The organism is Streptomyces changanensis (assembly GCF_024600715.1).
In the GTDB taxonomy this organism is placed as follows: domain Bacteria; phylum Actinomycetota; class Actinomycetes; order Streptomycetales; family Streptomycetaceae; genus Streptomyces; species Streptomyces changanensis.
In genome coordinates, this window is record NZ_CP102332.1 from 1,017,032 (window position 1) to 1,028,323 (window position 11,292).

Consider the following 11,292-nt stretch of genomic DNA (forward strand, 5'->3'; position numbering starts at 1 on the left):
GCGGCCGCGTTGCCCCACGGGACCGCACCGAGCCGGTCCTGCCGCACCGGCCTCGTGCGGACGGTCCGCCCCCGGGTGTCGAAGCCCTTGCCCCGGACGCGCGGACGCCCGACCCCATGTGGACCCGACAGCCGTACCCCATCTGCATCCCGGGCCTCCCGAAGTGACCGCGGCTGTCGTCGACGGTGCTCCACTTCAGCGGGAGGCTGCCGGCCTTCTTCCAGCCGGTGCGGGGCCCGGCTGCGGCGGACACTGCGCCGGGGCCGCCGCGACCCGCTCCGCCGCCACGGCCGTACCGCTCGTGCCGGCCCCGCCCGAAGCGCCCGTCGGCGCGGTCCCCGCGGTGACGGCCGTGAGCGCGGCGAGCGGGACGAGACCGGGGGCGATCCCGCGTGACGGCGTCATGCGGCTCCCTCTCCCGGCGACGCCGGTCCGCGTCCTCGCCGAGATCCGACCAGTGGTCCGCCCCCCCCGGGGGCCGCTGCGCGGGAATCCTGTCCCACACCACCCGATCGAGCGGACCCGGGGCACGCGAGGGGGGCGCCCCGGCCATCGGCCCGGACGCCCCCACACGGCGCTGATCCCTCACGTCAGAGCTGGATGACCGCCTCCAGCGGGGCCCCGCGCAGCGCCGGCTCCAGGCGGGCGCGGCCACCGAGGAAGCCAAGCTCCATCAGCACCGACACGCCCGCGACCTCGGCTCCGGCGCGCCGGATGAGGTCCAGCGACGCCTCGGCCGTGCCGCCGGTGGCGAGCACGTCGTCGATGACCAGGACGCGGTCGCCCGCGGCGAGGTCCTCGGCGTGGACCTCGATCTCGGCCGTGCCGTACTCCAGCTCGTACGCCTGCCGGAGCGTGGCCCCGGGGAGCTTGCCCGCCTTGCGGACCGGGACGAAACCGATCCCCGCGGAGACCGCGACGGGGGCGGCGAGGATGAACCCGCGCGCCTCCAGTCCGACGATCTTCGTGGCCCCGTGGCGCACGCACTGCTCGGCGAAGACGCCGGTGAGGGCGGCGAACGCCTCGGGGTCCGCGAGCAGCGGCGTGATGTCCTTGAACACGACGCCGGGCTTGGGGTGGTCGGCGACGTCCCGGATGCGGCTGAGCAGCAGCTCCCGGACGGCGGTCGTCGTCATCAGCGCTTCTCCGTGGGACGTCCGCGGCGGCCACGAGGACCGACGACGCCCGCGGCGGCCGCGCCCTCCGGGACCTCGGCGAGGGCCTCGCCGTCCGGCGTCTCGCCCTTGGCGGCCGCGGCGGCCCGCTTCGCGAGGACGCGCTTGCGCAGAGCGATCATCTGCGGGTCGCGCTCCTTGAGGTCCGCGACGAGCGGGGTGGCGATGAAGATGGACGAGTAGGCACCGGCCGCGAGACCGACGAACAGCGACAGCGAGATGTCGTTGAGCATGCCCGCGCCGAGGAAGCCGCCGCCGATGAAGAGCAGGCCGGCCACCGGCAGCAGCGCCACGACGGTGGTGTTGATCGAGCGGACCAGCGTGCCGTTGAGGCTGCGGTTGGCCATCTCGCTGTAGGTGTAGCGCGTCTGCTTGGTGATGTCCTTCGAGCCCTCCTTCAGACCGTCGAAGACGACGACGGTGTCGTAGAGGGAGTAGCCGAGGATGGTCAGCAGACCGATCACCGTGCCGGGTGTGACCTCGAAGCCGACGAGCGCGTACACACCGACGGTGATCGTGAGGTCGTGGATGAGGGCGATGAGCGCGGCGAGCGCCATGCGCCACTCGAAGGCGAAGGCCAGGTAGACGACGACCAGGATCATGAAGACGCCGAGGCCGGTCCACGCCTTGTTGGCGATCTGCTCGCCCCAGCTCGGGCCCACCAGCTCGGCGGTGATCTCCTTCGCGGGGACGTCGATGCCGGCGGCGATCTCGTCCTTGAGGGCGTTGGCCTGCTTGGTGTCCAGGCCGGAGACCTGGATGCGCAGGCCGCCGGTGCCGAGCTCCTGGACGATCGCGTCGTGCCCGGCGGTCTCCTCGGCGATCTCCTCCGCCGTGGAGGCGGAGACGGTGGTCTGCGGCGTCGTGTAGACGGCGCCGCCCTTGAACTCGATGCCCATGTTCAGGCCGCGCACCGCCAGGCCGGCGATGGCGGTGATCGTGATCAGGATCGAGACGGCGTACCAGAACTTGCGCTTGGCGACGAAGTCGTACCCGACCTCACCGCGGTAGAGACGGGCGCCGAGATTTCCGAGTCGCGACATCTCACGCCTCCTTCGGTTCGATCGGGGCGGGTGCGCGGCGGGTGGTGCGGCGCAGCGGCGGCTGCGCGCCCAGCCGCTTCGGGTCCAGGCCGGACCAGGGGTGCTGGCCGCCGAAGAACTTGCCGCGGGCCAGGATCGTCATCAGCGGCTTGGTGAAGAGGAACACCACCACCACGTCGAGGAGCGTGGTCAGGCCGAGCGTGAACGCGAAGCCCTGGACCTTGCCGACGGTGACGATGAAGAGCACGGCGGCGGCGAGGAAGGACACGAAGTCCGAGACGAGGATGGTGCGGCGGGCGCGCGGCCACGCGCGCTCGACGGCCGGGCGCAGCGTGCGGCCCTCGCGGATCTCGTCGCGGATGCGCTCGAAGTACACGATGAACGAGTCGGCGGTGATGCCGATCGCCACGATCGCGCCGCAGACGGCGGGCAGGTTCAGCGCGAAGCCGATGGCCGGGCCGAGCAGCGACATGATCGTGTAGGTGAGGACGGCGGAGGCGCCCAGCGAGAGGATCGCGATCAGCGACAGGCCGCGGTAGTACGCCACCAGGTAGATGATGACGAGCGCGAGGCCGATCGCGCCGGCGATCAGGCCGGCCCGCAGCTGCTCGCCGCCGAGGGCGGCGGTGACGGTGGTGACGGACTGCTCCTCGAAGGAGAGCGGCAGCGCGCCGTACGACAGGATGTTGCCCAGGTCCTGGGCGGACTCCTGGTTGAAGCTGCCGGAGATCTCCGCCCGGCCGCCCGGGATGGCGGCGTCGACGGACGGCGCGGAGACGACCTCGCCGTCGAGGGCGATGGCGAAGCGGTTCTGCGGCTCGGGCTGGCTGGCGAGGCGGCCGGTGATCTCGGCGAACTCCTTCGCGCCCTTGCCGTTGAACTCCAGCTGCACGATCCAGATGCCGCGCTGGGAGTCGAGCACGCCCTTCGCGTCGTCGACCTCCTTGCCGTCCACCTCGGACGGGCCGAGGAGGAACTTCTCCCACTGGCCGAGGCCGTTGCGCCCACAGGCGACGGTGGGCTCGGTCGGCTTGGCGGCCTTGCCCACGGAGGAGCGCTGCTTCGGGTCGGCGCAGTTGAGCGCGGCGAACTTCGCCTGGAGGCCGGCGTCGGTGGCCGGGTCGGCCGACGGCGAGACGGCCGGGGCGGGCAGCGTCGAGCCGCTCGGGCTCGGCGCGCCGGAGGGGCTGCCCGAGGGGCTGGGGGCCTTCTTCAGCGCGTCGGTCAGCGCGCGGCCCTGCGTGGTGGCGCTCGGCGACGGGGACGACCCGGGTGCGGTGGCCTTGTCGCCCTCGTCCGTGCCGCCCTTGCCGGACGGGGACGCCGAGGGGCTGGGGCTGCCGGACGGGCCGGTGGAGGGGGAGGGCTCCGGCGCGGCCGGTTCGCTGGCCGCGACGGCCACGACCGGGCGGAAGTACAGCTGGGCGGTGGTGCCCACCTGCTGGCGGGCCTGCTCCTCGTCGGTCCCCTTGGGGATGTTGACGATGATGTTGTCCGTGCCCTGCTTCTGGACCTCGGCCTCCTGGACGCCCAGACCGTTGACGCGGCGCTCGATGATGCCGATCGCCGTGTTCATGTTGGTCTCGTTGACGGCGTCTTCCTTGCCGGGCTCGGCCTCGGCCTTCAGCGTGATGGTCGTGCCACCCGCCAGGTCGATGCCGAGGCGCGGCGTGGTGTGACCGGACCAGAACATCCCGCCCGTGAGCGCGACCATCGCGATCAGGATGAGTGCCAGGGCACGCCCCGGCCTCCCCTGGCCCCCCGACGGCCTTCTGCCCTTCTTCGGTGCTGCCACCTTGTCGTTTCTCCCTGTCCAACCGTCCCGCGCCGGGTGTGCGCGGGACGGCCACGAAGTGTGTGTGGGGACCTGCCCCCGCAGATGCACGATGTGGTCACGCGGTCCGGGGACCGGTCGGGCGCTTCGGCGCCCTTCGGTCCCCGTGCGTGACTACTTCGCGTCGGCCTCGCCGTCGGCCTTGCCGTCCCTGACGTCCCCCCGCGCGGTGTCGTCCGCGTCGGCCTTCTTCGTGAGGTCCGGCTTGGCGGTGTCCTCGGTGTCACCGGAGGCGGTGGCGTCACCGGCGGGCCGGACGAGCGAGGAGGCGTCGTCCGGCACGACCGGCAGGTCGCCGTCGCCGGCGTCCGCGCCCGTGTCGCCGTGGACGATGCGGTTGTACTCGTCGTCGTCGAGGACGGCGCCGATGGCGTTCTTGGCGTAGACGGCGTGCACGCCCGGTGCGACCTCGAGGAGGACGGTGTCGTCACCGACCTCCTTGACGGTGGCGTACATCCCCCCGATCGTGCGCACGCCGGTGCCGGGCTGCATCTGGTTCCGCATTTCCGCGGCCTGCTGCTGCTTCTTCTTCGCAGAGCGGGTCATCAGGAACATGGCCCCGATGAGCACAATGAAGGGGAGGAGGGTCAGAATGTCCACGGGACGGAATTCCTTCGCACGACCGCGCTGGTGAGCGGCCTGGTCTACGGGGGTGGGTACGCCGACCTGAAAGGGCGGCATCGGCGGAGTCTAGGCGAGTCCGCATCGATGGAACAACGCCCAGCATCGCACCGGGGTTCCTGGCGGTGCGAGTCTCCGCGCCGTCACGTCTCGAACAGCCCCGGCTGCCCTGTCGCCGGGCCCGCCGCCTGCGGTGGTACGAGCCCGAGGTGGGCCCACGCGGCGGGGGTCGCGACCCGGCCCCGGGGGGTGCGGGCGAGCAGTCCCTCCCGTACGAGGAAGGGCTCGGCGACCTCCTCGACGGTCTCGCGCTCCTCCCCCACGGCCACGGCGAGGGTCGACAGGCCGACGGGCCCGCCGCCGAAGAGCTTCAGCAGGGCCTCCAGCACGGCGCGGTCCAGCCGGTCCAGGCCGCGGTCGTCCACCTCGTACACGCCGAGCGCGGTCGCCGCGATCTCCCGGGTGATCACGCCGTCGGCCCTGACCTGCGCGTAGTCGCGGACGCGGCGCAGCAGGCGGTTGGCGATGCGGGGGGTGCCGCGGGAGCGGCCGGCGATCTCGGCGGCGCCCTCGGCGTCGATCTCGACGTCGAGGAGGAGGGCCGAGCGGTGGACGACGCGTTCCAGCTCGGCGGGGGTGTAGAACTCCATGTGCCCGGTGAAGCCGAAGCGGTCGCGCAGGGGCGGCGGGAGGAGTCCGGCCCGGGTCGTGGCGCCGACGAGGGTGAAGGGCGGCAGTTCGAGCGGGATGGCCGTGGCGCCCGGGCCCTTTCCGACGATCACGTCGACGCGGAAGTCCTCCATGGCCATGTACAGCATCTCCTCGGCGGGCCGGGACATGCGGTGGATCTCGTCGAGGAAGAGGACCTCCCCCTCCTGGAGGGAGGAGAGGATCGCCGCGAGGTCGCCGGCGTGCTGGATGGCCGGACCGGAGGTGATGCGGATCGGGGCGCCCATCTCCGCCGCGATGATCATGGAGAGGGTCGTCTTGCCGAGGCCGGGGGCGCCGGAGAGCAGGACGTGGTCGGCGGTGGCGCCGCGGGCACGGGCGGCCTTCAGGACGAGGTCGAGCTGCTCGCGGACCTTCTCCTGGCCGATGAACTCGTCCAGGTCCTTGGGCCGCAGAGCCGCCTCGACGGCCTGGTCGTCGCCGTCGGCGGACGCGCCGACGAGCCGCTCGGGGGCGGTGGCGTCGGTCGTCTCGTCCCAGTTCATGTGGTGTGCCTCGCGGTGTGGTGGTGGGGCTGCGGGGTCAGCGGGCCCGGTTCAGGGTCTGCAGGGCGGCCTTGAGCAGCCGGCCGACCTGCGGGTCGCCGTCGGCGGCCTCGGCCTGCGGGGTGACGGCGGTGACCGCCTCGTCGGCCTCGCGGGCGGCGTACCCGAGGCCGACGAGCGCCGCGTGGAGCTGGTCGCGCCAGCCGGACGCGCCGGTCGGGACGGCGCCGCCGGGGCGGACGGTGCCGAGGGGTTCGCCGAGCCGGTCCTTCAGCTCCAGCAGGAGCTTCTGGGCGCCCTTCTTGCCGATGCCGGGCACGGCCGTCAGCGCCTTCTCGTCGCCGGAGGCGACGGCCGCGCGCAGGGCGTCCGGGGTGTGCACGGCGAGCATGGCCTGCGCGAGCCGGGGACCGACGCCGCTGGCGGTCTGGAGGAGCTCGAAGACCTGCCGCTCGTCGTCGTCGGCGAAGCCGTAGAGGGTGAGGGAGTCCTCCCGGACGACCAACGAGGTGTGCAGCCGGGCCTCCTGACCGATCCTCAGCTTGGAGAGGGTGTTCGGCGTGCACTGGACGGCCATGCCGACGCCGCCGACCTCGACCACGGCGGTGGTCGGGGCGAGGGCGGCGACCGGGCCGGTCACGAAGGCGATCATGCGGTACGGCCTTTCGACGCGAGCTGTGCGGCGACCGCCTGCTGGAGGCGGTTCTGGGCGGGGGCGCGCCAGATGTGGCAGATGGCGAGGGCGAGGGCGTCGGCGGCGTCGGCGGGCTTCGGCGGGGCGGCGAGCCGCAGGAGCCGGGTGACCATGGCGCCGACCTGCGCCTTGTCGGCGCGGCCGCTGCCGGTGACGGCGGCCTTGACCTCGCTGGGGGTGTGCAGGGCGACGGGGATGCCGCGCCGGGAGGCGCAGAGCATGGCGACGGCGCTGGCCTGGGCGGTGCCCATGACGGTACGGACGTTGTGCTGGCTGAAGACCCGCTCGACGGCGACCAGTTCGGGCCGGTGCGCGTCGAGCCACTCCTCGATGCCGCGCTCGATGGCGACGAGCCGGTGGCCGATGTCGGCGTCGGCGGGCGTGCGGACGACGCCGACGCCGAGCATGGTGAGGGGCCGGCCGGCGACCCCTTCGACGACGCCGACGCCGCAGCGGGTCAGGCCCGGGTCCACCCCCAGAACACGCATGTGACCCCTCCCCTTTTGTCTGTCGTTCCTTGGGTCCGTCGGTCCGTCGGTCCGTCGCCGTCGGTCCGTCGACCCCGGCGGGCCCATCGTCCCGGCGGGCCCGTCGGCCCCGGCGCGGCCGTGCGAAACGGCCGGCCGGCGGCCTCGCCTGCGAGGCGATGGCCGCGGTTGGCCAGGGTAACCGCTGCCTCCGACAACGCGACGGGCCGACGGGGGTGTGTCCCGTCGGCCCGTCGCGTCGGGCGCCGTCGCGCCGTGGGTCAGGCGTCGACCTTCGCCATCACGTCGTCCGAGACGTCGAAGTTGGCGAAGACGTTCTGCACGTCGTCGCTGTCCTCCAGCGCGTCGATCAGCTTGAAGATCTTGCGCGCGCCCTCCTCGTCCAGCTCGACCTGCATGGTCGGGACGAAGTTGGCGTCGGCCGAGTCGTAGTCGATGCCGGCCTCCTGCAGGGCGGTGCGGACCGCGACCAGGTCGGTGGCCTCGCTGATCACCTCGAAGGTGTCACCGAGGTCGTTGACCTCCTCCGCGCCGGCGTCGAGGACCGCGCCGAGCACGTCGTCCTCGGTCAGCTCGCCCTTGGGGACGATCACCACGCCCTTGCGGTGGAAGAGGTACGACACCGAGCCCGGGTCGGCCATCGAGCCGCCGTTGCGGGTCATGGCGACGCGCACGTCGGAAGCGGCGCGGTTGCGGTTGTCCGTGAGGCACTCGATGAGCACCGCGACGCCGTTCGGGCCGTAGCCCTCGTACATGATCGTCTCGTAGTCGGCGCCACCGGCCTCCAGGCCGGCGCCGCGCTTGACCGCGGAGTCGATGTTCTTGTTCGGCACCGAGCTCTTCTTGGCCTTCTGAATGGCGTCGAAGAGGGTCGGGTTGCCGTCCGGGTCGGCACCACCGGTACGGGCCGCGACCTCGATGTTCTTGATCAGCTTCGCGAAGAGCTTGCCGCGCTTGGCGTCGATCACGGCCTTCTTGTGCTTCGTCGTAGCCCATTTAGAGTGGCCGGACATCTGCCTGTCTCCTTCGCGTAACCCAATTCAGAACGAACCACCGGCGATCCTACCGGGATCTCATCCGAGCGCGGCGCGCACCATGTCGACGAACAGGGCGTGCAGCCGGTGGTCCCCGGTGAGCTCGGGGTGGAACGAGGTGGCGAGCGCGTTGCCCTGGCGCACCGCGACGATGTGGCCGTCGTACCGGGCGAGGACCTCGGTGGAGGCACCGACGGACTCGACCCACGGGGCGCGGATGAAGACGCCCTCCACGGGGCCGCCCTCGACACCGGTGACGTCGACGCGCGCCTCGAAGGACTCGTTCTGCCGCCCGAAGGCGTTGCGGCGGACGATCATGTCGATGCCGCCGAGCGTCTCCTGGCCCGAGCGCGGGTCGAGGATCTTGTCGGCGAGCATGATGAGCCCGGCGCAGGTGCCGTAGACGGGCATGCCGGCCGCGACGCGCCCGCGCAGCGGCTCCATCATGCCGAAGAGGTGCGCCAGCTTGGAGATGGTCGTGGACTCGCCGCCCGGGATGACCAGTCCGTCGACCTCGGCGAGCTCGTCGGGGCGCCGGACCGGCCTGGCCACGACGTCCGCCGCGGCCAGGGCGATCAGGTGCTCCCGGACGTCGCCCTGGAGGGCCAGGACGCCGACGACGGGGGTGTTGCCCATGGGTGTTACCAGCCCCGGTTCGCGTAGCGCTCGGCCTCGGGCAGGGTGTCGCAGTTGATGCCCACCATGGCCTCGCCCAGGTTGCGGGACGCGTCGGCGATGATCTTCGGGTCGTCGTAGAAGGTGGTGGCCTTCACGATGGCGGCGGCGCGCTTGGCCGGGTCGCCGGACTTGAAGATGCCGGAGCCGACGAAGACGCCCTCGGCGCCGAGCTGGCGCATGAGCGCGGCGTCGGCCGGGGTGGCGACGCCACCGGCGGAGAACAGCACGACCGGCAGCTTGCCGAGCTCGGCGACCTCCTTGACCAGCTCGTACGGGGCGCGCAGCTCCTTGGCGGCGGCGAACAGCTCGTTGTTGTCGTAGCCGCGCAGCCGGGCGATCTCGTTCTTGATCTGGCGCAGGTGGCGGACGGCCTCCACCACGTTGCCCGTGCCGGCCTCGCCCTTGGAGCGGATCATGGCCGCGCCCTCGGCGATGCGGCGCAGGGCCTCGCCGAGGTTGGTGGCGCCGCAGACGAACGGGGTGGTGAAGGCCCACTTGTCGGAGTGGTTGACCTCGTCGGCCGGGGTGAGGACCTCGGACTCGTCGATGTAGTCGACGCCGAGGGACTGCAGGACCTGCGCCTCGACGAAGTGGCCGATGCGGGACTTGGCCATGACGGGGATCGAGACGGCCTCGATGATGCCCTCGATCATGTCCGGGTCGGACATGCGGGCGACGCCGCCGTCCTTGCGGATGTCGGCGGGCACCCGCTCCAGGGCCATGACGGCGACGGCACCGGCGTCCTCGGCGATCTTCGCCTGCTCCGGCGTGACGACGTCCATGATCACGCCGCCCTTGAGCTGCTCCGCCATGCCGCGCTTCACGCGGGCGGTGCCGGTCTCGGGGGACTGCGGGGTGGTGGTGGGCGTGGTGGACACGAAGACCTCACTCGGGCATACGGGGCGGGTACGACGACCCGGGGACAACACAGGCGAGGAAACACGCCCCACCCAGTCCACAGCAAGGGCCAATGATGAGGTGGTGGCTCGTTTTGCGTGAACGCCCGGCGTCCGGGGCGCGGCGCGGCGGGTACGGCCGGGGCCGGGCGCGGTCCACCGGCCGCCCGGGTACCCGGCGCCGGACCGGCGACGCGCGCCGCCCGGAGCCCTGCATCGGACCTGCGCCGTCCGGGGCCCTTGCGGCCCACCGCGACCCGGGCCCGTCCGGCGCCCGGCCCGGGTTCCGCTCGTACGCCCCTCAGGCCGCCCGGTCCGCGAGGGCCACCGGCGGCTCGTCGTCCATCTCGAACGCCATCGGGAACGGCGCGTGCCCCGCGAGCCGGAACCACCGCACCGTACGGTGCCTGCGCAGCGCCCGGGCCGCGCGCACCGCGTCGTTGTGGAACCGGCGGGCCATCGGCACCCGGCGCACCGCCGCGGCCAGTTCGCCGGCCGCCTCGTCGCCGCCGGGCACCTCCCGTACGGCCTCCATCTGCTCCGGCTCGCCGAACACCGCGCGCAGCGCCTGGCTCAACTCGCTCTCGGCGACCTCCCGCTGCTCCTCCTCGGCCTGCCGGGCCGCGTGGGCGGCCTGGTAGAGGACGATCGACGCCGCCGGGTCGAGGATCCCGGCGGTGGCCAACTCCTGGGCGACCGAGGCGCGGCGCAGCAACTGCGCGTCGAGCGCGGCGCGTGCGGCGTCGATGCGGGCGTGCAGCCGGTCGAGCCGCCCCGCGGTCCAGCTCAGGTACAGGCCGATCGCGACGAGGGCGACGGCGATCCAGATCAGCGTTACGGTCACGGGCCGAAGGCTACCGGGGCGGCCGCGCCGGCCCCTCCCCCGTCCGCGGGGCGCCCCCTCCCGGCGGCATGGCGCCCTCCCACACGGACCGGTCGTGGGCGAACAGCACCCGCCCCGGCGCGAAGTCGGCCAGCCGGTCGAGCCAGTGCGGGTGGGGCGGCCGGTCGGTGCCGGGGGCGTCGAGCCCGGCCCGGCGGGCCATCTCGTCGGAGGCGAACTCCGACGCGAAGTCCCGGGCCTGCCCGGCGAGGACGGTCGTCCCCCCGGAGCCGGACACCACCAGCGACTGGTGGCCCTCGGTGTGCCCGGGTGTCGGGACGACCGTCACGCCGGGCCACACCTCCGCCTCGCCGTCGAGCTCCTCGTACCGGGCGCCGGGGTGGTCCACCAGGGCGTCGATGGTGTGGCCGCCCGCCCGGGCGGTCGCGAGTTCCGTGCGCTGGACGAGCACGGGGCGCCCGGCCAGTGCGGGGTTGCCGCCGCAGTGGTCGAAGTGGAGGTGGCAGTTGACCACGAGCCGGACGTCCCCGGGCGTGGCTCCCGCGCCGGCGAGCGCGGCCCGCAGGTCCCGCCGCCGGGGCCGGTAGTGCGCCTCGGCCTCCGGGTCGCCCGCCCCGATGCCGGTGTCGAACAGCAGCAGGCCCGCCTCGTGGCGCACGAGGTAGGCCAGGACCGGCTCCACCCGCGGCAGGCCGGTGCCGGTCTCCACCGCGGGCCGTACGAAGTACCCCAGGTCAAGCCGGTGGACGATCGTGTCCGCCCCCATCACGG

12 protein-coding genes are annotated in these 11,292 nt (G+C 73.1%); all 12 read right to left on the bottom strand.

Translation table 11 applies throughout. The features are described 5' to 3' along the window. Window positions 1–590 precede the first annotated feature (590 nt). A complete protein-coding gene (locus NRO40_RS04375) occupies window positions 591–1,136 on the bottom strand; it encodes an adenine phosphoribosyltransferase (RefSeq protein ID WP_058941113.1) in 546 nt (181 codons plus the stop codon). Next, window positions 1,136–2,218, bottom strand: coding sequence for a protein translocase subunit SecF (gene secF / locus NRO40_RS04380; protein WP_058941114.1), 1,083 nt, complete (start codon window positions 2,216–2,218; stop codon window positions 1,136–1,138). Before secF ends, NRO40_RS04375 begins: the two co-directional genes overlap by 1 nt. 1 nt (window position 2,219) lies before the next feature. Further along, window positions 2,220–4,013 (bottom strand): protein translocase subunit SecD, encoded by a 1,794-nt coding sequence (secD, locus tag NRO40_RS04385; protein ID WP_198549281.1) that lies wholly within the window; start codon window positions 4,011–4,013, stop codon window positions 2,220–2,222. A gap of 153 nt (window positions 4,014–4,166) precedes the next feature. Beyond that, window positions 4,167–4,652, bottom strand: coding sequence for a preprotein translocase subunit YajC (gene yajC / locus NRO40_RS04390; RefSeq protein ID WP_058941115.1), 486 nt, complete (start codon window positions 4,650–4,652; stop codon window positions 4,167–4,169). A gap of 164 nt (window positions 4,653–4,816) precedes the next feature. Then, window positions 4,817–5,887 (bottom strand): Holliday junction branch migration DNA helicase RuvB, encoded by a 1,071-nt coding sequence (gene ruvB / locus NRO40_RS04395; protein WP_058941116.1) that lies wholly within the window; start codon window positions 5,885–5,887, stop codon window positions 4,817–4,819. 37 nt (window positions 5,888–5,924) lie between these two features. Next, a complete protein-coding gene (ruvA, locus tag NRO40_RS04400; protein WP_058941117.1) occupies window positions 5,925–6,539 on the bottom strand; it encodes a Holliday junction branch migration protein RuvA in 615 nt (204 codons plus the stop codon). Next, window positions 6,536–7,069, bottom strand: coding sequence for a crossover junction endodeoxyribonuclease RuvC (gene ruvC / locus NRO40_RS04405; RefSeq protein ID WP_058941118.1), 534 nt, complete (start codon window positions 7,067–7,069; stop codon window positions 6,536–6,538). The genes ruvA and ruvC overlap by 4 nt, the downstream gene beginning before the upstream one ends. A 260-nt stretch (window positions 7,070–7,329) precedes the next feature. Further along, the gene (locus NRO40_RS04410; protein WP_257375332.1) at window positions 7,330–8,082 is read right to left on the bottom strand and encodes a YebC/PmpR family DNA-binding transcriptional regulator; all 753 of its coding nucleotides are present in this window, start codon (window positions 8,080–8,082) and stop codon (window positions 7,330–7,332) included. A gap of 60 nt (window positions 8,083–8,142) precedes the next feature. Then, window positions 8,143–8,739 (bottom strand): pyridoxal 5'-phosphate synthase glutaminase subunit PdxT, encoded by a 597-nt coding sequence (gene pdxT, locus NRO40_RS04415; RefSeq protein WP_058942961.1) that lies wholly within the window; start codon window positions 8,737–8,739, stop codon window positions 8,143–8,145. A gap of 5 nt (window positions 8,740–8,744) precedes the next feature. Next, window positions 8,745–9,659 (bottom strand): pyridoxal 5'-phosphate synthase lyase subunit PdxS, encoded by a 915-nt coding sequence (pdxS, locus tag NRO40_RS04420; RefSeq protein WP_058942960.1) that lies wholly within the window; start codon window positions 9,657–9,659, stop codon window positions 8,745–8,747. A 319-nt stretch (window positions 9,660–9,978) separates the two neighbouring features. Continuing rightward, window positions 9,979–10,521 carry a hypothetical protein gene (locus NRO40_RS04425; RefSeq protein WP_058942959.1) on the bottom strand — a complete coding sequence of 181 codons (543 nt, stop codon included), beginning with the start codon at window positions 10,519–10,521 and terminating at the stop codon, window positions 9,979–9,981. Window positions 10,522–10,531: 10 nt separating this feature from the next. After that, window positions 10,532–11,287 carry an MBL fold metallo-hydrolase gene (locus NRO40_RS04430; RefSeq protein WP_058942958.1) on the bottom strand — a complete coding sequence of 252 codons (756 nt, stop codon included), beginning with the start codon at window positions 11,285–11,287 and terminating at the stop codon, window positions 10,532–10,534. Window positions 11,288–11,292 lie beyond the last annotated feature (5 nt).

Excerpts from the sequence above, each read along its gene's own strand:
- NRO40_RS04375 (WP_058941113.1), bottom strand. The coding sequence starts at position 1,136 with ATGACGACGACCGCCGTCCGGGAGCTGCTGCTCAGCCGCATCCGGGAC.
- secF (WP_058941114.1), bottom strand. The coding sequence starts at position 2,218 with ATGTCGCGACTCGGAAATCTCGGCGCCCGTCTCTACCGCGGTGAGGTC.
- ruvB (WP_058941116.1), bottom strand. The coding sequence starts at position 5,887 with ATGAACTGGGACGAGACGACCGACGCCACCGCCCCCGAGCGGCTCGTC.
- ruvA (WP_058941117.1), bottom strand. The coding sequence starts at position 6,539 with ATGATCGCCTTCGTGACCGGCCCGGTCGCCGCCCTCGCCCCGACCACC.
- ruvC (WP_058941118.1), bottom strand. The coding sequence starts at position 7,069 with ATGCGTGTTCTGGGGGTGGACCCGGGCCTGACCCGCTGCGGCGTCGGC.
- NRO40_RS04410 (WP_257375332.1), bottom strand. The coding sequence starts at position 8,082 with ATGTCCGGCCACTCTAAATGGGCTACGACGAAGCACAAGAAGGCCGTG.
- pdxT (WP_058942961.1), bottom strand. The coding sequence starts at position 8,739 with ATGGGCAACACCCCCGTCGTCGGCGTCCTGGCCCTCCAGGGCGACGTC.
- NRO40_RS04430 (WP_058942958.1), bottom strand. The coding sequence starts at position 11,287 with ATGGGGGCGGACACGATCGTCCACCGGCTTGACCTGGGGTACTTCGTA.